The sequence below is a fragment of the Kribbella sp. CCNWLW201 genome, from assembly GCF_037203805.1.
Taxonomy (GTDB): Bacteria; Actinomycetota; Actinomycetes; order Propionibacteriales; family Kribbellaceae; genus Kribbella.
The window spans coordinates 181,010-200,606 of sequence record NZ_JBBCBQ010000004.1 but is presented as its reverse complement, the minus strand read 5'-3'; the positions used below and the strand labels follow the sequence as shown (position 1 = coordinate 200,606).

The 19,597-nt window shown below is 68.3% G+C and carries 20 protein-coding genes and 1 tRNA gene; 9 read left to right on the top strand and 12 right to left on the bottom strand.

Features of this window, described 5'->3' with window-relative positions; translation table 11 throughout:
- Nucleotides 1-104: 104 nt before the first annotated feature.
- Both katG and V9K99_RS19540 read right to left on the bottom strand, forming a co-directional pair.
- Nucleotides 105-2,321, bottom strand: a complete 2,217-nt coding sequence (gene katG, locus V9K99_RS19545) for a catalase/peroxidase HPI (protein ID WP_337001086.1) — start codon at nt 2,319-2,321, stop codon at nt 105-107.
- A 33-nt stretch (nt 2,322-2,354) separates the two neighbouring features.
- Nucleotides 2,355-2,783 carry a Fur family transcriptional regulator gene (locus V9K99_RS19540; protein ID WP_337001083.1) on the bottom strand — a complete coding sequence of 143 codons (429 nt, stop codon included), beginning with the start codon at nt 2,781-2,783 and terminating at the stop codon, nt 2,355-2,357.
- A 206-nt stretch (nt 2,784-2,989) separates the two neighbouring features.
- Between V9K99_RS19540 and V9K99_RS19535 the strand changes: the two genes are divergently transcribed.
- A complete protein-coding gene (locus V9K99_RS19535) occupies nt 2,990-3,418 on the top strand; it encodes an SRPBCC family protein (protein WP_337001081.1) in 429 nt (142 codons plus the stop codon).
- A gap of 358 nt (nt 3,419-3,776) precedes the next feature.
- Here the strand turns inward: V9K99_RS19535 and V9K99_RS19530 are convergent.
- The 8 genes from V9K99_RS19530 to V9K99_RS19495 form a co-directional block, all read right to left on the bottom strand.
- A tRNA-Ala gene (locus tag V9K99_RS19530) sits at nt 3,777-3,849 on the bottom strand.
- A gap of 72 nt (nt 3,850-3,921) precedes the next feature.
- The gene (gene sepX, locus V9K99_RS19525) at nt 3,922-4,725 is read right to left on the bottom strand and encodes a divisome protein SepX/GlpR (RefSeq protein ID WP_337001078.1); all 804 of its coding nucleotides are present in this window, start codon (nt 4,723-4,725) and stop codon (nt 3,922-3,924) included.
- A 98-nt stretch (nt 4,726-4,823) separates the two neighbouring features.
- Nucleotides 4,824-5,441 carry a GNAT family N-acetyltransferase gene (locus tag V9K99_RS19520; protein WP_337001076.1) on the bottom strand — a complete coding sequence of 206 codons (618 nt, stop codon included), beginning with the start codon at nt 5,439-5,441 and terminating at the stop codon, nt 4,824-4,826.
- Nucleotides 5,441-5,929 (bottom strand): MogA/MoaB family molybdenum cofactor biosynthesis protein, encoded by a 489-nt coding sequence (locus tag V9K99_RS19515; RefSeq protein ID WP_337001075.1) that lies wholly within the window; start codon nt 5,927-5,929, stop codon nt 5,441-5,443. The genes V9K99_RS19520 and V9K99_RS19515 overlap by 1 nt, the downstream gene beginning before the upstream one ends.
- Nucleotides 5,926-6,405, bottom strand: coding sequence for a cyclic pyranopterin monophosphate synthase MoaC (moaC, locus tag V9K99_RS19510; RefSeq protein WP_337001074.1), 480 nt, complete (start codon nt 6,403-6,405; stop codon nt 5,926-5,928). Before moaC ends, V9K99_RS19515 begins: the two co-directional genes overlap by 4 nt.
- A complete protein-coding gene (gene glp, locus V9K99_RS19505; RefSeq protein WP_337001072.1) occupies nt 6,402-7,628 on the bottom strand; it encodes a molybdotransferase-like divisome protein Glp in 1,227 nt (408 codons plus the stop codon). Before glp ends, moaC begins: the two co-directional genes overlap by 4 nt.
- A 34-nt stretch (nt 7,629-7,662) precedes the next feature.
- Nucleotides 7,663-8,133, bottom strand: a complete 471-nt coding sequence (locus V9K99_RS19500) for a GNAT family N-acetyltransferase (protein WP_337001070.1) — start codon at nt 8,131-8,133, stop codon at nt 7,663-7,665.
- 26 nt (nt 8,134-8,159) lie between these two features.
- Nucleotides 8,160-9,548 (bottom strand): UTP--glucose-1-phosphate uridylyltransferase, encoded by a 1,389-nt coding sequence (locus tag V9K99_RS19495; protein ID WP_337001068.1) that lies wholly within the window; start codon nt 9,546-9,548, stop codon nt 8,160-8,162.
- Between the two features lie 146 nt (nt 9,549-9,694).
- On the opposite strand from V9K99_RS19495, the gene V9K99_RS19490 reads away from it, so the two are divergent.
- Genes V9K99_RS19490 through V9K99_RS19480 form a run of 3 tightly spaced genes read left to right on the top strand, consistent with a single transcriptional unit; the run spans nt 9,695 to nt 12,226 of the window.
- Nucleotides 9,695-10,246, top strand: a complete 552-nt coding sequence (locus V9K99_RS19490; RefSeq protein WP_337001066.1) for a 5-formyltetrahydrofolate cyclo-ligase — start codon at nt 9,695-9,697, stop codon at nt 10,244-10,246.
- A 7-nt stretch (nt 10,247-10,253) separates the two neighbouring features.
- A complete protein-coding gene (locus tag V9K99_RS19485; RefSeq protein ID WP_337001064.1) occupies nt 10,254-11,162 on the top strand; it encodes a phosphotransferase in 909 nt (302 codons plus the stop codon).
- On the top strand, nt 11,162-12,226 hold the full coding sequence (locus V9K99_RS19480) for a serine hydrolase domain-containing protein (protein ID WP_337001062.1): 1,065 nt from the start codon (nt 11,162-11,164) through the stop codon (nt 12,224-12,226). The genes V9K99_RS19485 and V9K99_RS19480 overlap by 1 nt, the downstream gene beginning before the upstream one ends.
- Nucleotides 12,227-12,230: 4 nt before the next feature.
- On the opposite strand, the gene V9K99_RS19475 is transcribed toward V9K99_RS19480, so the two are convergent.
- Nucleotides 12,231-14,762 (bottom strand): penicillin acylase family protein, encoded by a 2,532-nt coding sequence (locus tag V9K99_RS19475; RefSeq protein ID WP_337001060.1) that lies wholly within the window; start codon nt 14,760-14,762, stop codon nt 12,231-12,233.
- Between the two features lie 188 nt (nt 14,763-14,950).
- On the opposite strand from V9K99_RS19475, the gene V9K99_RS19470 reads away from it, so the two are divergent.
- The 5 genes from V9K99_RS19470 to V9K99_RS19450 all read left to right on the top strand — a co-directional run bounded on the left by V9K99_RS19470 (nt 14,951) and on the right by V9K99_RS19450 (nt 19,073).
- Entirely contained in the window at nt 14,951-15,292 is a 342-nt protein-coding gene (locus V9K99_RS19470; protein ID WP_337001058.1) for an FmdB family zinc ribbon protein, read from the top strand.
- A gap of 73 nt (nt 15,293-15,365) precedes the next feature.
- Nucleotides 15,366-15,983 (top strand): hypothetical protein, encoded by a 618-nt coding sequence (locus tag V9K99_RS19465; RefSeq protein ID WP_337001056.1) that lies wholly within the window; start codon nt 15,366-15,368, stop codon nt 15,981-15,983.
- A 120-nt stretch (nt 15,984-16,103) separates the two neighbouring features.
- Nucleotides 16,104-16,490, top strand: coding sequence for a large conductance mechanosensitive channel protein MscL (gene mscL / locus V9K99_RS19460; RefSeq protein ID WP_337001054.1), 387 nt, complete (start codon nt 16,104-16,106; stop codon nt 16,488-16,490).
- Between the two features lie 398 nt (nt 16,491-16,888).
- On the top strand, nt 16,889-17,953 hold the full coding sequence (locus V9K99_RS19455; protein ID WP_337001052.1) for a LacI family DNA-binding transcriptional regulator: 1,065 nt from the start codon (nt 16,889-16,891) through the stop codon (nt 17,951-17,953).
- Nucleotides 17,954-17,984: 31 nt separating this feature from the next.
- Complete coding sequence (locus V9K99_RS19450; RefSeq protein WP_337001050.1) at nt 17,985-19,073, top strand: LacI family DNA-binding transcriptional regulator; 1,089 nt, start codon at nt 17,985-17,987, stop codon at nt 19,071-19,073.
- On the opposite strand, the gene V9K99_RS19445 is transcribed toward V9K99_RS19450, so the two are convergent.
- Nucleotides 19,053-19,589, bottom strand: a complete 537-nt coding sequence (locus tag V9K99_RS19445) for a LacI family DNA-binding transcriptional regulator (RefSeq protein WP_337001048.1) — start codon at nt 19,587-19,589, stop codon at nt 19,053-19,055. The genes V9K99_RS19450 and V9K99_RS19445 overlap by 21 nt on opposite strands.
- Nucleotides 19,590-19,597: the final 8 nt, after the last annotated feature.

Below are 19,597 nucleotides of genomic sequence, written 5' to 3'. Positions count from 1 at the left end.
CGATCCACCGCCTCTGATGTATCCGAAAGGATACCCCAATGAGTGCGGGCAGCAGAAGACCGGCTCCCTCGGGGCAAGGGAGCCGGCCTTCTGTTTGGTGTTGGTCAGCGGAGGTCGAAGCGGTCGAGTTCCATGACCTTGGTCCAAGCGGTGGCGAAGTCCTTGACGAACTTCTCCTTCGCGTCGTCGCTGGCGTAGACCTCGGCGAGGGCGCGCAGCTCGGAGTTGGAGCCGAAGACCAGGTCGGCGCGGGTACCGGTCCACTTCACCTCACCGGAGGCGTCGCGGGCCTCGAAGACCTCCTGGCTGTCGTCGACCGCGGTCCACTCCGTGCCCAGGTCGAGCAGGTTCGCGAAGAAGTCGTTGGTCAGCGAGCCCGGGGTGTCGGTGAAGACGCCGAGCTTGGAGCCGTCGTAGTTCGCACCCAGGACGCGCAGGCCGCCGACCAGGACGGTCAGCTCGGGCGCGCTCAGGGTCAGCAGGTTCGCCTTGTCGAGCAGCGGGTACTCGGCCGGCAGCCGGTTGCCCTTGCCGTAGTAGTTGCGGAAACCGTCCGCGATCGGCTCGAGCGCGGCGAACGAGTCGACATCGGTCTGCTCCAGCGTCGCGTCCACGCGACCCGGGGTGAAGCCGACCTCGACGTCGTACCCGGCGTTCTTGGCCGCCACCTCGACTCCCGCCGTACCGGCGAGAACGATCAGGTCGGCCAGCGAGACCTGCTTGCCGCCGGCGGCGTTGAAGGACTGCTGGATGCCCTCGAGCGTGCGCAGGACGACCGCCAGTTCGTCGGGGTTGTTGACCTCCCAGCCGTTCTGCGGCTCGAGGCGGATGCGGGCACCGTTCGCGCCGCCGCGCTTGTCACTGCCGCGGAACGACGACGCCGCCGCCCACGCGGTGGAGACCAGCTGCGAGACCGACAGCCCAGAGGCGGTGACCTGGGCCTTCAGCGCGTTGATGTCGTCGGCGCCGATCACCTCACCCGTTGCCGCCGGCAACGGGTCCTGCCAGATCAGCGTCTCGGCCGGGACCTCAGGGCCGAGGTAGCGCACGATCGGGCCCATGTCGCGGTGGGTCAGCTTGAACCAGGCGCGGGCGAACGCGTCGGCGAACTCGTCCGGGTTCTCCAGGAAGCGGCGCGAGATCGGCTCGTAGATCGGGTCGAAGCGCAGCGACAGGTCGGTGGTCAGCATCGTCGGCTTCTGCTTCTTCGCCGCGTCGTAGGCGTCCGGGATGATCTCCTCGGAGTCCTTGGCCACCCACTGGTGCGCGCCGGCCGGGCTCTTGCTGAGCTCCCACTCGTACCCGAAGAGGATCTCGAAGAAGCTGTTGCTCCACTGGGTCGGCGTCGTGGTCCAGGTGACCTCGAGGCCGCTGGTGATCGCGTCCTTGCCCTTACCGGTGCCGAAGGTGCTCTTCCAGCCGATGCCCTGCGCCTCGATCGGCGCGCCCTCGGGCTCGACGCCGACGTGGTCGGCGGGACCGGCGCCGTGGGTCTTGCCGAACGAGTGCCCGCCGGCGATCAGCGCGACGGTCTCCTCGTCGTTCATCGCCATCCGGCCGAACGTCTCGCGGATGTCGCGGGCCGCGGCGATCGGGTCCGGGTTGCCGTTCGGGCCTTCCGGGTTCACGTAGATGAGACCCATCTGGACCGCGCCGAGCGGGCTCTCCAGGTCGCGGTCACCGGTGTACCGCTCGTCGCCCAGCCAGGTGGTTTCCGGACCCCAGTAGACGTCCTCGTCCGGCTCCCACACGTCCGCGCGGCCGCCGGCGAAGCCGAACGTCTTGAAGCCCATCGACTCCAGCGCGACGTTGCCGGTCAGGATCATCAGGTCGGCCCAGGAGATCTTCTGGCCGTACTTCTTCTTGATCGGCCACAGCAGCCGCCGGGCCTTGTCCAGGTTGCCGTTGTCCGGCCAGCTGTTCAGCGGCGCGAAGCGCTGCTGACCCGCACCGGCGCCACCGCGACCATCGCTGATCCGGTACGTCCCCGCGCTGTGCCAGGCCATCCGGATCATGAACGGGCCGTAGTGACCGAAGTCGGCCGGCCACCAGTCCTGCGAGGTGGTCAGCAGCTCGGCGATGTCCCGCTTCACCGCGGCGAGATCAAGCGTCTTGAACTCGGCGGCGTAGTCGAACTCCTCGCCCAGCGGGTTCGCGACGGCCGGGTTCTTGGCCAGGATCTTCAGGTTGAGCCGCTCCGGCCACCAGCCCCGGTTGCCACCACCCTGGGTCGGGTGCGGTGCACGGGTGTGAGCGACCGGGCACTTGCCCTCGCTTTCCGGGGTCGACTCGCCGGGCAGTGGTGGGTGGTTCTCAGACATCGGATTCCTTCCAGACTGGACGTTTCAAGGAAGTCAGGCTCGGTAGGTGGAGCAGTCGGAGCACAAGCCCCAGTAGATGACCTCGGCCTCGTCGATCACGAAACCGTGGTCATCGGAAGCGGTCAGGCATGGCGCATGCCCGACCGCACAGTCGACATCGGCGATGACGCCGCACGACCGGCAGACGACGTGATGATGGTTGTCCCCGACCCGCGACTCGTAGCGGGCCACCAGGCCGTGCGGCTGAATCCGCCGTACCAGCCCTGCCGCCGTCAACGTGTGCAGCGAGTCATAGACCGCCTGGTGCGACACCTCGGGAAGTTCGTTGCGCACGGCCCCGATAATCGAGTCCGTGTCGGCATGCGGATGCGCATGTACGGCGCCCAGCACCGCCAACCGTGGCCGAGTCACCCGGAGCGCGGCCCCCCGCAACAACCCCTGGAGCTCGTCGACCGTCGGCACGCCCAGCAGTCTGCCGCCTTTTCTGGAATGAGTCAAGATTAGCTTCCACGACATCTTCAGGCCGGCCCGGCGATGACCGAACAGCGCTCCCACGTCGAGCGCAGCGGCTCCCTCAGCAACCAAGCCCGACCGCCGGTCGCGCCCCAGGCTTGGTGTTTCGAGTACGACGGCCTCAGTCCTGCAGGGTGTCGTCGTACACTCAGCGCATGGCGGGCATGCAGCACACCGTCACCATCGCGGCCCCGCCCGAGCGGGTCTGGGAGATGATCGTCGACGTCGAGCGCTGGCCCGAGCGGATCCCAACGGTCGACGCCGTGGAACGTCTCGACGCCGGCCCGCTGACCATCGGCTCCCAAACCCGCCTGCAACAGCCCCGGCTCCCCACCGCAGTCTGGACAGTCACCGAACTGGCCGACGGCTCGTCGTACACCTGGCAATCAAACTCGCCCGGCGTAACCGTCACCGCCGCCCACGTCGTCGAGCCTCACCCCGCCGGCAGCCGCCTAACCCTTGCCCTAACCGTCACCGGCCCCCTGTCCACAATCGGCTGGCTACTAACCCGCTCCCTAACCAAGCAGTACCTAGAAACAGAAGCCACCTCAATCAAATCCGCCGCCGAAACCCCCACCACATAACAACCAGCGGCAAGACCTCGAAGCTGTTGGACAGCTGGCTTTCCGGTCTTGGGCGAAGGCCAGGACTCCCGGTGCTGTGGCGCGGCTTCCGCGTGGCAGTCAGCCGAGATCCTTCCGGAGCTCGCACACCTACCAGGCTCCAACCACCTGATCACAGCCACGCGCGACCACGGTGTGGTGAATCAAGCGACGGCTGCGGCCGAGTAAGGCGACGGCCACCACCGCGGCCGAGCGAAGCGAAGGCCCAGGGGGTGCGGGTGGCGAAGCCCCCGCTCGCGGCAAGCGAAGCGCAGCCGCACAACACGACGAAGGCGAGGCGGTCCGCGCTTTCCGCGGACACACCTCGCCTACGCCTTCGTGGAGCTGAGGGGATTCGAACCCCTGGCCTCTTCGTTGCGAACGAAGCGCGCTACCAACTGCGCCACAGCCCCGAGCTGATCGCCGAGTTTCCCTGGCGACCGCGAAACTCTAACACGGAGAGGCTCTCTGACTAAAACCGGATATCAGTCGCCGACGGCGCGCTTGATCTCGGGTTCCTCGGCGGTGGCCGGGGCCGGCGACTCGACGACGGGCGGGGTTTCGGCGGGGTCCGTCGTACGGGCTGAGGAGAAGACCTCGTCGTCGGAGAGGGAGATGGTGCGGACGGTGCGGTCCGGGGCCTTCTCCTTCATGACGTACGTCGGCAGCGTGACCGGGACCGGGTCCCACAGGCCGTCGGTCCTCGGCTTCTCGACCGGCTCGGGAGCCGAGGCGGGGAGCTTGACCTCGATGGTCATCTCCTCGTCCGGTGAGGGCGCGGGCTTGCCGGCCGGGCCGCGGTCGTGCCGGGCCTGGGCGCGGGTACGGCGCTCGGCGGCGACCCGGGCACGGTCACGTGCGTGGCGCCGGAGCTGTACGCGGGTCAGTACGACGAACGCGACGATCAGCGAGCCCGGGATCGCCACCGTCCACCACAGCAGGATCTCGAGGCCGGCCAGCGCGGTCACCGACAACAGCGAAAGGGTCAGGAGCGACAGGACCCGCCGGCGGCGCATGGCGGCCACCCGGCGGGCGCGGTTGGGGACGAACCGCGGCGCCGGCGGCGGCAAGTCCTCCTCAGCCGCACCGGAAGCAGCGGCCCCAGCACCAGCAGGGCGTACGACGTACCGCGAACGCGACTGCGGATCGCCCTGCCGGGCGAGCACGCGCGCGTCCGACGACGCCACCGGCGGCCGTCGTGCCTCGTCGTTGCGCTTCAGCAGCATCGGGACGAGGTAGGCGGCCCACGCGGCGACGATCGCCACATAGATCAGCCCTGTCGTCCCCATGCGACGACGCTAAGACCCAGCGAGGGCCAGATGAGGCATGTCTGCCGGTGTGTCGCAAGAAGACTCGTGTGACTGATGTGAATAGCGACGCTCCGTGATCAAACCAGTCGCGCTACGAGACCGGGCCCGACCTCCTCGACGTTGAGCGCGAAGATTCGATGGTCGCGCCAATCACCGTCGATGTGCAGGAACCGCGGCCGCTCGCCCTCGTACCGGAAGCCGAGCTTCTCCACCACCCGCAGACTCGCCTTGTTCTCGGGGCGGATCGCCACTTCGATCCTGTGCAGGCCGAGGGTGAACCAGCAGTGGTCGGCGGCCATCGCGACCGCGGTCGGGACGATGCCGCGGCCGGCGTACTGCTCGTCGACCCAGTAGCCGAGGTTGGCCCAGCGCGCGGAGCCGTAGGTGATTCCGGACACGGTCAGCTGGCCGACCAGCGGCCATTTCGACCGCGACCCGGCGCCGGCGGCACCGCCGTACGTGATGACGAACGGCAGCATCCGGCCGTACCGAGCCTGCCGGTTCCAGTCGCGTGCCATCGCGCGGAACGTGCGTGCGCCGTCCTCCGCGCCGGGCGGCTGGGTGGCGTCCCACGGCCGCAACCAACTCACGTTGCGCTGGCGCGCGGCCGCCCACTCGGCGCCGTCACCCGCGCGCAGCGGCCGGAGGGCGACCTGCCCGTGCCGGAGTTCGACGGGCCAGTGGACGATCGCCATCAGTCGTTGTCCGTCCGGACGTGGTCACCGCCGCGGACTTGCTCGACCGCGTGCCGCAGCAGCGGCTTCAACACGGCGAGCCCGTCCTTGACCCCGCCGCGCGAACCGGGCAGGTTCACGATGACCGTCGTACGCGCCACTCCGGCCAGACCACGGGACAGAGCGGCAGTCGGTACGCCGTTCGCCACGCCGTACGCCCTGATCGCTTCAGCGATACCAGGGATCACCTTGTCGAGCACAGCAGCCGTTTGTTCGGGTGTCTCGTCGGTCGGCGAGATGCCGGTGCCGCCGGTCGTCACGATCACGTCGTACGACGCTGAGACCGCGGAGCGCAGCGCATCACCGACAGGGTCACCATCGGGGACGACCTGCGGACCGGTCACCTGGAAGCCCCACTCAGTCAGACTCCCAGCGATCAGCGGCCCGGTGGTGTCGGTGTAGACACCGGCGGCGGCGCGGTTGGAGACGCTGACGACCAGGGCTCTCACGGCCGCTCCCAGTGCCCGGTCTTACCGCCCTCTTTGAGTTCCACGCGTACGTCGGACAGCACGGCGGCCGGGTCGATCGCCTTCACCATGTCGATCACCGCGAGACCGGCGACCGCGACAGCAGTCAGGGCCTCCATCTCGACACCGGTCCGGTCGGTCGTCTTCACAGCTGCGGTGATGAGTACTGCGTCGTCCGCGACCTCGAGGTCGACCTTCGCGCCGGTGATCGCGATCGGGTGGCACAGCGGGACCAGGTCGGGTGTCCGCTTGGCGCCCATGATGCCGGCGATCCGGGCGACGCCCAGCGCGTCACCCTTGGGTACGCCCTCGCCGCGCAAAGCCGTGACCACCTCGGCCGAGACGAAAACCTTGCCGCTGGCAACGGCTCGCCGCGAACCCACGTCCTTGGCCGACACATCGACCATCCGGGCGGCGCCGGTCTCGTCGACGTGAGTCAGCCTCGGGTCGTCCGTCATCCGGTCTCCTCGTCCAGCGGCCAGAGCTCCACCTGATCGCCGGCCCGGACCGACGTCACGTCCTCGGGCACCACGATCAGCGCGTTCGAGCGGCTCAGCCCGCCGAGCAGGTGTGAGCCGTGCCCGCCGACTGTACTGGCCATCCAGCCCTCGTCGCCGGAGGTGGCCGCGGCGCGGACGAACTGCCGCTTCCCGGCCGGCGAGCTGAACCCGTCCAGCGAGATCCCCTGCACCGGCTGCCGGCGGTACGGCATCTGCCCCATCAGCTTGCGCAGCGCCGGCCGGACGAACACCTCGAAGGACACGTACGCCGACACCGGGTTCCCGGGCAGCGTGAAGATCGGCACCTCGTCCTCACCGAGTACGCCGAAGCCCTGCGGCTTCCCGGGTTGCATCGCGACCTGGGGGAAGTCGACCGTGCCGAGCTTGGAGAGCTCTTCCTTGACCACGTCGTACGCACCCATGCTCACCCCGCCGGTGGTGATCACCAGGTCGGCGCGGACGAGTTGGTCGGACAGCGTGTCCATGATCCGCTTCGGGTCGTCGCCGACGATGCCGACGCGGTACACCACGGCCCCGGCGTCGCGTGCGGCCGCGGCCAGCGTGTAGCTGTTCGAGTCGTAGATCTGACCCTCGCCCAGCCGGGTCCCCGGCTCCCGCAGTTCGGCTCCGGTCGACACCACGACCACGCGGGGCCGCGGGCGCGCCTTGACCCGGGCACGACCGACAGCAGCGAGTACGGCGATCTGCCGCGGACCGAGCACGGTGTCCCGGTCCAGGACCTTCTCCCCCGCCTGCACGTCCTCACCGGCTCGCCGTACGGACGCTCCCAGCGCGGGCTGCTGCGCGATCCGCACGTTCGCCGTACCGCCGTCGGTCCACTCCACCGGTACGACGCTGTCCGCGCCACGCGGCATCGGTGCGCCGGTCATGATGCGGACACAGGTGCCCGGGGTCACCACGATGTGCTCGACCCGGCCGGCCGCGATCTCACCGACCACGGGCAGCGTGATCGGGTTGTCCTGCGACGCCCCGGCCAGGTCCCCGGCCTGGACGGCGTACCCGTCCATCGCCGAGTTGTCGAACCCCGGCAGGCTCAGCCCTGAGACGACGTCCTCGCAGAGCACCAGCCCGACAGCCTCCATCAACGGCTGCTCGAACGCCGGTAGCGCCTGCACCCTCCCCAGCACTACTTCCAGATGCTCATCCACACTACGTCTCACGCCCCGACCCTAATCCAAGGGCGCCCGGCCGGCCTCAGCCGGTGGATTCGGGGTGGTTTCCCCACACCAGCCGGATGTCGGGGGCGCGTTCCTCGTTGGTGGCTCCGTCGGTACGGCGTACTTCGGTGAAGCCGTGGTGGAGGTAGAAGGACTGTGCGCGGGTGTTGGTCTGGAAGGTCCAGAGCGCGAGACCGCCGGGGCGGAGGTCCTTGGCGAGGTCGACGAGGGTCGAGCCGACACCCTGCCCGGCGGCGTCGGGGTCGACGTACAGCTGGTCGAGGTCGTCGCCGTCGAGGGTCAGGACGGCGACGATCCGGCCGTCGTCCAGTGCCACCCAGGTCTGCGCGTCCGGCAGGAGGACCTCGGCGAACCAGGTCGCGACCTCGTCGAAGGTGTGGATCGCCGGCGGCAGCAGAGCACCGTCCGCGTGCCGCGATCGCCACCACAGCCGGGCCGCCTCGTCGGTGTCGTACGGCTCCATCGGCCGGATCAGCAGATCGTCCACTCAGTCCCCCCAGCCCCCAGGCCCCGTCAGCTCTCGAGTACGGCGCCGTCCTCGACCACCCGGCGCTCACCGTCCGCCGCGGTGATCTCGACGTCGCCGACCACCGTCACATCCTTGCCGAAGGCAACGTCACCGCGCACCTCGAGCCGGTCGGCGCGGACCAGCGACGGCGGCCCGGCCGGGAACCGGGCCTCGAAGTCGGCCAGGACCTTGAAGTACACCGGGTCCAGGTCGACGTACGGCTCGTCGCCCTCATGGGTCGTGGTCAGGTCGCCCGACTCGGTCAGCTCGTACACGTCGGACCGCAGGACCAGCAGGTCGTTGGTCGTCTTCACCGGTTTGAACCGGCTGCGGTCCACCAGCACCGCCTGCGATCCCTCGAAGGTCTCGATCGCCGTACCCATCCCGGTCTCCAGTTGGATCACCTTCGGCGACGACGGGTCGGCCGGGTCGACGGTCTTGCGGTTCACGATGATCGGCAGTCCGAGGACGCCGTCGTGCCCGTCCATCATCTCGGCCAGCCGGTCCAGGTCGATCCACAGGTTGTTCGTGTTGAACGTCGTGTGCCGGGTGATGTCCTGGAAGTGCTCGGTGTCCTCGTCGGCGACCTGGGCGCTGTCCCGCAGGATCAGCCGGCCGTCGGACTTGCGTACCGCGACGTGCCCGCCCTTGCGGTCGGACCGGGTCCGCCGGCAGACCTCCATCCCGAACGGGACGTCGTGCTCGGCCATCCAGGCCGCGATCCGGCCGTCCGGGGTGGCGCCGAGGTTGTCCGCGTTGGAGATGAACGCGTGCCGGAAACCGCGCTCCCGCAGCGCATCGAGGGTGCCGGAGGCAACCAACGCGGTGAACAGGTCGCCGTGACCGGGCGGGCACCAGGCCAGCTCCGGGTCCGGCGGCCACTCGGCCGGCGTCAGGTCGTCGGCGAGCAGCTTGGGCTCCATGTTCTGCAGGAAGTCCAGCGGGATGCCGTCGACCGGGAGGCCGTCGTACTCGCTCAGGATCTGCAGCGACTCCTCCTTGGTGCGGAAGGAGTTCATCAGCACCAGCGGCAGCGGTACGTCGTACGCCTTGCGGGTACTGAGGATCTGGCGGGCGATGATGTCGAGGAAGCTCAACCCGTCCTTGACCGGGAGGGCGGATTTCGGCCCGGTCACACCCATCGACGTGCCGAGACCGCCGTTGAGCTTGATCACCACCGTCTCGGCCAGCGCGGCGCGCATCGCCTCGGGGTCGGTGTCGAGGTGGTCGAGGTGCGGCAGGTCGCCCACCGGCTCGATGTCGTCCTCGGGGATCGTCCCCTGCTGACCCGATTCGAGCAGCCGGTAGTAGTGAGTGAAGACGCGTATCGCGACGTCGGCAGCGCCGGCCGCGCGCATCTTCTCCTGCGCCTGTCGAAGACCTGCCAGGCTCATCTACGTCCTCGCTTCGCTCCGGGCGCAGATGAGGCACGAGACACACTGCGTTTGATGATGAACTCGCTCCGCTCGTTCATGGCACAACCCTAGGGGACGTCGGGTAATCACCGTGTTATCCGCGTCACGCCATCTACGATCAGGGGGTGTTCCCGTCCAAGGTCGCGGCGCGACAGTACTTGCTCGGTGCCCGCAGAGCTCGGCCTCACGCGGGTGACCTTCTCGGGGTCGCTCAAGCGCAGCCCGCGGTGCTGGCGGCGCGGCGGATCGCTCTGTACGTGTCGATGGGTCCGGAGCCGCAGACCGGCGCACTGATCGACTGGCTGCTGGCAACCGGCCGTGACGTACTGCTGCCGATCCTGTACGCCGACAACGACCTCGGCTGGGGTGTCGCACCAGGTGCCGCGGACCTGGTCCCCGGCCGGCGGGGCATGTCCGAGCCGCCTGTCGACCTGGGCCCGGACGCGATCGCCACCGCCGATCTGGTCATCTGCCCGGCTGTGGCCGTCGCACGCGACGGTGTGCGGCTGGGACGCGGTGGCGGCTCGTACGACCGGGCACTCGCTCGTGTCAGACCCGGTACGCCGATCTGGGCCGCGGTGTACGACTCGGAGGTCGTCGAAGCGCTTCCGGCGGACGACCACGACCAACTGGTGCACGCTGCGCTGACGCCAAATCAGTTGATCGTGTTGAGATGATCGCTGGATGACTGAGAACGCCGTACAAGCCGCTGCGACGGCCGCACGAGACCTTGGCCTGACCGTCACCGACCCAACGGTCCTGTACGACGCGTTCTCCGTAGTGGTGCACGTCAAGCCATCGCCCGTGGTCGCGCGGGTCCCCATCACCCTGCCGGACCACTTGCTGGAGCCGGAGGTCGCCGTACGACGGCAGCAGCGCGAACTGAACGTGGCTGCGTGGCTGGCCGAACAGGGCAAGCCGGTGGCGGCGCCGAGCCCGCTGGTACCGCTGAAGCCTGTGCAGCAGGACGGGTTCTCCATGACGTTCTGGCAGTTCGTGGAGCAGGACAAGTCGGTGGAGATCGACTACGTAGCAAGCACTGTCCGGGCCGCTGAGCTGCACGCCGTACTGGCGGAGTACCCGGAGGAGCTGCCGTGGATGACGCCGCTGCTCGCAGTGCCGTCGGTGCTGCCCAAGTTGGAGGCTGTGCCGGGTCTGCTCGAGCAGGAGGACGTGGACCGGGCACGGGCCGAGTGGGAGGTGCTGGGGCCGATGCTGACGAGTCGGAGCGAGTTCGAGGCGGTCTGCCCGTCGGCGACGATCCAGACGATCCATGGCGACGCTCCGTCGTACAACGTGATCCCCACCGCGGACGGCGTGCTGTGGTCAGACTTCGAGGACACGACGCTCGGTCCGCTCGAGTGGGACATGGCTGGGTTCGGTCCGGACCTCGGGAAGGTCTACAACGAGGCCGCGACGGCACTGGGACGACCTGTGTTGGACGAGCGGGTTCAGCGGGTGATGGACACGGCTCGCGTGCTGCAGGTGATGGTGTGCGCTCCGCTGGTGCCGCGGCTGCCCTCACTGGGTGACGGCATCCGGATGTTCGTCGGGCAGTGGCGGGACACGCCGTTCGCGGGTGGACTGGGCTGATGCTGAGCTCGTACGTCGAGAACGGAGTGCTGCCCGGACTGGTCTCGCTGGTGAGCCACGCGGGCGAGACTCGCGTCGGCGTACTGGGTAATACGACCTTCGACGGTCCGCCGATGCAGCGGGACAGCTTGTTCCGAGTTGCGTCGTTCACCAAGCCGATCGTCGCGGCTGCGGCGATGATCCTGGTCGACGAGCTCCGGCTGTCCATGGACGCGCCCGTCGACAACCTGCTGCCCGAGCTGGCTGGGATGCGGGTACTCCGCGATCCGGACGGGCCGGTCGACGACACTGTCGCCGCGAACCGGCCGATCACGCTGCGGGACCTGCTGACGTTCCGGCTGGGGCTGGGTGAGTCGGACAACCCAGGGATCCGTCAACTGGAGGAGGAGCTGGAGCTACGTACGTTCGGGCCTCCGGTACCGCGGACTCCACTCGATCCGGATGAGTGGATGCGACGGTTCGGGTCGCTGCCGCTGCAGTACCAGCCGGGTGAGCGGTGGATGTACTCGACCGGCTCACACGTGCTCGGCGTACTGATCGCACGAGTCACCGAGCAGCCGTTGGAGGTCTTCCTGCAGGAGCGGCTGTTCGAGCCACTTGGGATGCGTGACACCGGCTTCACCGCGTCGGACCCGGCGCGACTGACCACGGCGTACGTCGGAGACGACGTACTCGACCCAGCTACGGACAGCCACTGGCTGGAGCCGCCGTCGTTCCCGGACGCCAGTGGCGGGCTGATCTCGACGGCGGACGACTTTCACGCATTCGCCCGGATGCTGCTGTCCGGTGGGGACCGCATTCTGTCGCCAGCTGCCGTCGCGGAGATGACGACGGACCACCTGACGGCTGCACAGCGTACGGCGGCTGCCGACTTCCTCGGGCCGGATACCGGGTGGGGCTACGGCCTATCGGTCAGTGGCAATCGCTACGGCTGGGCCGGTGGGCTCGGCACGCTCTGGTCGACCACTCCGGCCGAGCAGACCATCTCGATCCTGCTGACTCAGCGGGCGCTGTGGACCTGGCCGGAAGAGCTGTTCGCGGAGGCGAGCGCCCCGGCCTGGTGAGTGCTCAGGGCTCCGGCTTGGTGAAGGTCAGAGTGTGCTCGCGGGTCGCCTCGACAGCACCCTTGGTATAGGCCCAGGGCAGGGTCTCACCACGCACCCACAGGTCCGTCTGGTCGGTGTAGTTGGACGAGAACGCGTGCCCGGAGACACCGGTCAGGTTGATCCACCGGGACTTGTCGAAGTCGGACAGGTCGACCACCATCCGCATCGACGGCGTCGCGGTGACCGTGTAGCCCTTGGATGCATCCCAGGCCGTCGCGTCGACGATCGAGGAGCCGCCACCGAGCTCGTACGGACCGCGGTTGAACAGCTTCTCCACCACACCGATGCCGGACTTGCCGAGCGTCTGGTTGGTCAGCGTGAGCTTGTGCAGCCGGCCCCACTGCCAGTTCGACGGCTCACGGGCCATCTTCTGGGTGATCTCCTGACGTGCGTCGATCAGGGCTTCACGCAGGATGTCGTCGCGGTTCTCGTGCTGCGGTGTGCGCAGGTCGTCCCACCAGCCGCTGTTCCGCTGGCCGAGCAGTGTGTGGATCACCTCGAACCAGCGCGAGCCACCGTCCGGCCAAGTGCTCTCAGGCAGCTGGTCGTGGAAGGTCAGCGCAAGCAGATTGCGCCAGACGACGTTGAAGTACGCCGCCGCCGCGGAGTCGGCCGGCTGGGTGAAATCCCAGTTCCGCAGCGTGTCCTGACCCTGGCGTTCGAACTCGTCGTCGATGCCGATCTGGAGCAGGTACGGCACCAGCATCTCGGCGGCGCGGTTCTTGGTGTCCAACTGGATCGACGCCATCGCGTTCGCGTCCAGCTTCCCGGCGGCCTTGATCCGGTCGAGGATCTGCTGCGAGCGGTAGCCGTAGTCCCAGTCGTTGGTCAGGTAGTACGTGTACGTCCGCGGCACCACCGCCTGGTTCGCGGTCACGATGACGCCGTCCGCCGGATCGAACTCGGTGGGCAATGCATCGAACGGGATGTACCCGGTCCAGTGGTACTTCGGATCCCAGCCCGGCACCGGCCAGTCACCCCGGCCGGTCTTCCGGATCGGGATCAGGCCGGGGGCCTGGTAGCCGATGTGCCCTTCGGTGTCGGCGTACACGAGGTTCTGCGAGGGGACCTGGAACAGTTGCGCGGCGGCCCGGAACTGGGTCCAGTTCTGCGCCCGGTTGATCGCGAACAGGGCGTCTGCGGTGCGGCCGGGATTCAGGGCGGTCCACTGGATCGAGACGCCGTACGCGGTCGGATTCTTGCCCTTGGCGGCCAGCTCACCGGTCTCGCGCTGGTCCTCGCCGACGTCGGAGATGAGCGGACCGTGCCGGGTCTCGCGGACGGTGATCTTCACCGGCTCGTCCTGGCCGGCGACCTTGAACGTCTCCTCGCGGGTCGCCATCGCGCGCCACTTGTTGTTGTAGAGCACGTTGTCGCCCTCGACGCGCTCGAGGTAGAGGTCGGTGACGTCCGGGTCGAGGTTGGTGAAACCCCACGAGATCGCGTTGTTGTGGCCGATCACGACACCGGGCAGACCCGAGAAGCTGAAGCCCGAGACGTCGTACGGACAGGCCTTGCTGACGTTGTTGCAGTGCAGGCCGACCTGGGTCCAGATCCCCGGCATGGTCGCGCCGAGGTGCGGGTCGTTGGCCAGCAGCGGCTTGCCGGTAGTCGTGTGGTCACCCGAGACGACCCATGAGTTCGAGCCGATGCCGTCACCGCGGCCGAGCAGCTGCGGGAGGCCCTTGGCCACCTTGTCGACCGTGTCGAGCGACTTGAGCAGGTCCTGCGTCAGCATCCCGCGACGGGCCTCGGACGCGATCGGAGCGGTGGTGAACTTGCCGCCGCGGATCGCGCCGAAGGCCATGATCGGCTCGTTCCGGTCGTACGGGTACTGCGGGTAGAGGCTCTCGATGTTGCGCGCCGGGAACGCCGCGACCAGTTTGGTCCGGGTGATCTCCTCGTCCATGTTGCCGCCGAGGTCCCACGCCATCGCCTTCAGCCAGGCCAGCGAGTCGGCCGCGGTCCACGGCTCCGGGACGTAGTTCCGGCCACCTGGCTGCAGCGACAGTACGGCGTACTCCAGGCTCAGACCCGAACCGCTGTGGGAGTCCAGGTACGCGTTCACACCGCGGGCGTAGTCGTCCAGGTACTGCCGGGTGGACGGGCTGAGCAGGCCGAGCTCCTTCTCCGCGACCTTGCGCCAGCCGAGCGTGCGGACGAACTTGTCCGTCTCCAGCGCGTCCTTCCCGAACAGTTCCGCCAGCCGGCCGGCGGTGACGTGCCGGCGGAAGTCCATCTCGAAGAAGCGGTCCTGCGCGTGCACGTAACCCTGTGCAGCGAACAGGTCACTGGGATTGTCCGCGTAGATCTGCGGGATGCCGTTCGCGTCCCGGCTGACTTCGACGTCGCCGTCGAGACCGGTCAGTTCGACCGTTCCGTCGTACGTCGGGAAGGAATGGCGGACGACGAAGACGACGGTTCCCGCGATCACCACGAGGACCGTGGCGAGGGCGATTCCGCTCATGATGACGACTCGTAGCAGGCGACGCACGGACCCAACCGTAGAGAATGCGGGCGCCCGCCCCAAATGGGGTACCGCACAACTTTGCGTGGCTCTGCGTCCAGTGGACAAGCACGCTGAGTTGAGGTATCCCACGCCCGAGTTGGAATAGTTCGGGTCGCTGGAGCATTATTAGCAGTCGAGTAGTACGAGTGCCAACGGCCTGAAGGGAACGAACCGTGCCGACGTACCAGTACCAGTGCACCGACTGCGGCGAGGCGCTCGAGGTGCGGCAGAGCTTCACGGACGACGCGCTGACCGTCTGCCCGGCCTGCCAGGGCACCCTGCGCAAGGTGTTCAACGCCGTCGGCGTCGTGTTCAAGGGCTCCGGCTTCTACCGCACCGACAGCCGCAACTCGGGCAAGAGCACGGTCTCGGCGAAGTCCGACGCGCCGGCCGCCTCGACCTCGTCCTCCGGTTCGTCGTCGTCGGACTCCGGCTCCTCGTCGAGCTCGACGTCATCCTCCTCGACCTCGTCGAGCGGCGGCTCCTCCTCGAGCACCAACACCAGCGCCGCCTGACACCACCCGGCCGCTCGCATGGCCTGTGGATAACCGACGGGTGGGGTAGCGGGAAACTCGTACTTTCTCTGGCATGAGAATCCCTTTCCCCCTTCGTGACCTGATCCGTGCCGCTCGGTGGCATCGTCGACTACTGGCCGGCGCGGCCGCCGCGGCAGCTGTGTACTTCGGCCTTGTCGCCATGTCCCCTCAACCTCCGCCGACCGTCGCCGTGCTGGCCGCCGCCCGCGACCTGACCGGCGGAGCCGTGCCTGCCGGCTCGGACCTCCGCACTCTCGACCTGCCCACCGACGCCGTGCCCGACGGTGCTCTCAGACCGGGCACCGATCTGACCGCGCGCATCCTGAGCGGCCCGGTCAGATCCGGCGAACCACTCACCGACGCCCGCTTCCTGGCGCCGGTCTCGGTCCCGGCCGGCTCACTCGCGTACCCGTTCCGCATCGACGACGCCGACATCAGCGCACTCCTCCGCGTCGGCGACCACATCAACCTGTACGCCGCCACCAGCACACCAGCCGAGTCCGCGAACCTCCTCGCCCGAGCCGTCCGCGTGGTCGCCCTGCCCTCCGCCCGTACGACGACCTCCGGCGCACTGATCGTGGTCGCCACCAGCCCCGAGGTCGCCAACCGCCTGGCCCAAGCCACCGCCAACTCCAAAATCGCTGTGGCGCTGACCCCGGACACCAGTTGATGGTCACCAATCGGACACAAGCGCGCACGATGCGTGCCTGTCCGGCGTGCTTTCTCGCACTGGCGGAGTCGTAGCCCTACGTTGACGGGGAACATCACCCGCACCGTGGAGGCACCCCACATGCTCAAGGGCTTCAAGGAATTCATCATGCGCGGCAACGTCGTCGACCTCGCGGTCGCCGTCGTCATCGGCGCCGCGTTCGGCGCTGTCGTCAAGTCGCTCGTCGACGGCCTGATCAACCCGCTGATCGCCGCGATCTTCGGCAAGACGGACATCAGCAAGGTCTGGTCCTTCGAGATCAACGAGGCGACCTTCTCGATCGGGCTGATCCTGCAGGCCGCGCTCAACTTCCTCTTCGTCGCGGCGGCCATCTACTTCGTCATCGTGATGCCGCTCAACAAGCTCGCCGAACGCCGCGCCCGCGGTATCGAACCCGAGCCCGACCCCCTCACCACCGACCAACAACTCCTCACCGAAATCCGCGACGCCCTCCAATCCCGCCACTAACCACCCCAGGGAGGGGCGGGCCCACCGCCTCACCCCCTGAGCTCGCCCCCGCCCACCCCTCCCACTCCCCTGCTCTATCTCCCTACTCCCGCTGCACCTCCCCTGCTCCAGCGCCTCAGTTCCCACCTCCCCGCTCCACCTCTCCCCTCCCGCGTCCGTGCTTCCTGTTCCCTCCCGGCGTACGCTCGCTCCAACTCCGATGCCCTCCAACCCCCGGGCTCGTGGCAGTCAGCTCCAGGTAACGTTTTCCACCTGGCGCTAGGAACATTCGGCCACCGCTTCCGGGCGCTGATCTGTCAAGCAGATCGGGGGATTCTCGGGTAGATCTCGCCCGTTCGACGCTGTCTCTCCCGTGAGTTCGTGTCACAATTTCAGCGAGCGCTTTCTAAGGAGCTTTGGTGGGGAGACTGTCGTCAGGGGACCGGCCCACGGTGAAGGACGTCGCCGCGGTCGCCGGCGTTTCGGCGACGACCGTCTCCCGCGTGCTCGCGGGCAACTATCCGGTCGCGGCGACCACCCGCGGCCGGGTGATGCGAGCGGTCGAGCAGCTCGACTACGTCGCGAACGCGCAGGCCCGTGCGCTCGTCGGCGGCGGCCCGCGGACCGTGGCGTTCATCATCCGCGACCTGGTCGGCCCACTGTTCGCCTACATCGGGCAGGGCGTCGAGCAGCAGACCACAGCCGAAGGACGGCTGTGCCTGGTCTGCACCCACAATGGCGACCCCAACCGTGAGCTCGAGCTGATCGAGTTGATGCGCGAGCAGCAGGCTGAGGCCGTCGTACTCGTCGGTGGTGGCATCCGATCGGCGGCCAACCTGGAGCGGATGACGCAACTCGCCAAAGCCTTGGACCGGACCGGATCCCGCCTAGTGCTCTGCGGCCGGCCACCGATCGGCCCGGACGTCCCGTCGACCGTGGTGGAGTACGACAACGAGGGCGGTGCCTTCGCCGCAACCAACCACCTGATCTCACTCGGCCATCGCCAGATCGCCATCATCGGCGTGGGCGAACCCGAGCACACCACCACCAAAGCACGCTTCGCCGGCTACACCCGCGCTCACAAGGCGCACGGCCTCAACGTCGCCAAGCAGCGGGTCCTGCCCGGTGTCTACGACCGCGAGTCCGGATACCAGCACACGAAGGGCTTGCTGGACCGCGGCGTCCCGTTCACCGCAATCTTCGCGATCACCGACGTGGTCGCCAGCGGCGTCCTGTTCGCCCTGCACGAGGCAGGCCTGCGCGTCCCCGAGGACGTCTCCGTGATCGGGTACGACGACATCCCGCTGGCCGCCGACCTGACACCGGGCCTCAGCACGGTCCACCTCCCGCACGAGGAGCTCGGCCGGACCGCGATCCGGCTCGCGCTGCACCGTGACCAGTACGCACTCGACCAACACGTTGTCCTCGGCACCCATCTGGTCATCCGAGGCTCGACCGGCCCGGCGCCCCAGCAGCAGAAGTAGACTCGGCCCGCCGACCAGGAGGGGACATTCGATGGCACGCACTCCGCGGACAGCCGACGACGGCGCGGTGTCCCGCCGCAAGTCCGCGGCGACGCTAGGCGATGTCGCGACCCACGCCGGAGTCTCACCGGCGACTGTCTCCCGCGTCCTCGCCGGGAACTACCCGGTCTCCCGCTCAGCCCGGCAACGCGTACTGCGCTCGATCCGCGAACTCAACTACGTCGCCAACACACACGCCCGGGCCCTGGCCGGCGTACAGACCAAGACGATCGCCTTCGTGCTGGCCGACGTACGCGGACCGTCGTTCGCCGAGGCAGCCCACGGCGTCGAGCAGGAGGCCGCCCGACTCGGCTGGCTCTGTCTGATCGGGACCACGCAAGGCGACCGGGAACGAGAGCTCGCCATCGTCCGCCTGATGCGCGAGCAACGCGCCGGTGCGGTCGTCCTCATCGGTGGTGTCGCAGATGCCGACGACTACGAAGAGCAGATGACCGAGCTCGCGTATTCCTTGCGTGCAGCGGGTTCACTGCTCGTGCTCTGTGGCCGCCCACCGCTCCCAACCGGCGTACCGGCAGCGGTCATCGGATACGACAACGAAGAAGGCGCGTACTCGATCATCAGCCACGTGCTGTCCCAAGGACATCGGCGCATCCTGTTCCTGGGTGGCGAAGAGCGACACACGACAAGCCTGGGCCGGCTGGACGGCTACCGTCGCGCCCTGGCCACCTTCGGTGTGGAGTTCGACCCCTCACTGGTCGAGCACGGTGTGTTCACCCGCGCCTCGGGATATCAGCTCACCAAGAGGCGCCTGGCCGGGAAGCGGGACTTCACCGCGGTGTTCGCCGCGACCGACGTGATGGCCGCCGGCGTGTACGCCGCGGTCAACGAGGCCGGTCTGAGCGTGCCGAACGACATCTCCATCGTCGGGTACGACGACATCGAACTAGCCCAGGATCTTCGTCCAAGGATGACCTCGGTCCACGTCCCGTACGAGGAACTCGGCCGCACGGCCGCCAAGGTCGCCGCCGACGAGGACCACCAACGCGACGACTGGCCCGGCCTCCAGGTCACACTGAAGACCCACGTGGTCGTCCGCGATTCAGTAGCCCGCCTGGACTAGCGTCGCCAGCACCCGGCGGGCCGTCTCGCCGAGGTCGTTGCCAAGAGCAATAGTCGGCACGTTCTGAGGTGTCCGGCCCGGCGGAGCAATCAGCACCAGCGGTACGTCGTGCGCCGCGAGGTACCCGAGTTGCGCCTGAGTGAAGTCCACCAGCACACCGACAACACCTCGAGTCCCCCGAGCCGACACCTGGTCGAGCCAGTGCCGCGGCACCGGTCGATCCGGGACCACTGTCGTCACCACGACCGACAGGCCGGTTCGGCGTGCCTCCACGTCGAAGGAGTTCAGCACCGCGCCAGCCGGAGCCGGACTGGCCAGGACGACGTCGACCAGCGCAGCCGGCCGGTGACCGGCTGCGCTCACGTCACCGGAGTACCCACGCTGTCGCAGTACGTCCCGCACCCGGGCCCGGGTGGCCGGCGCGACATCCGGGTAGGCGCGCAGCACCTTCGACACCGTGGACACCGAGACGCCGGCCTCCCGGGCGACGACCGCCAGTTTCGATCGCGCGGCCATCGGCCAGG

Bases quoted from the DNA above. Each gene is read 5' to 3' on its own strand.
- V9K99_RS19485 (WP_337001064.1), top strand. From the start codon at position 10,254: ATGACTGAGAACGCCGTACAAGCCGCTGCGACGGCCGCACGAGACCTT.
- V9K99_RS19520 (WP_337001076.1), bottom strand. From the start codon at position 5,441: ATGGCGATCGTCCACTGGCCCGTCGAACTCCGGCACGGGCAGGTCGCC.
- V9K99_RS19535 (WP_337001081.1), top strand. From the start codon at position 2,990: ATGGCGGGCATGCAGCACACCGTCACCATCGCGGCCCCGCCCGAGCGG.
- sepX (WP_337001078.1), bottom strand. From the start codon at position 4,725: ATGGGGACGACAGGGCTGATCTATGTGGCGATCGTCGCCGCGTGGGCC.
- V9K99_RS19465 (WP_337001056.1), top strand. From the start codon at position 15,366: ATGAGAATCCCTTTCCCCCTTCGTGACCTGATCCGTGCCGCTCGGTGG.
- katG (WP_337001086.1), bottom strand. From the start codon at position 2,321: ATGTCTGAGAACCACCCACCACTGCCCGGCGAGTCGACCCCGGAAAGC.
- V9K99_RS19445 (WP_337001048.1), bottom strand. From the start codon at position 19,589: ATGGCCGCGCGATCGAAACTGGCGGTCGTCGCCCGGGAGGCCGGCGTC.
- V9K99_RS19480 (WP_337001062.1), top strand. From the start codon at position 11,162: ATGCTGAGCTCGTACGTCGAGAACGGAGTGCTGCCCGGACTGGTCTCG.
- V9K99_RS19450 (WP_337001050.1), top strand. From the start codon at position 17,985: ATGGCACGCACTCCGCGGACAGCCGACGACGGCGCGGTGTCCCGCCGC.
- V9K99_RS19495 (WP_337001068.1), bottom strand. From the start codon at position 9,548: ATGAGCCTGGCAGGTCTTCGACAGGCGCAGGAGAAGATGCGCGCGGCC.
- moaC (WP_337001074.1), bottom strand. From the start codon at position 6,405: ATGACGGACGACCCGAGGCTGACTCACGTCGACGAGACCGGCGCCGCC.
- mscL (WP_337001054.1), top strand. From the start codon at position 16,104: ATGCTCAAGGGCTTCAAGGAATTCATCATGCGCGGCAACGTCGTCGAC.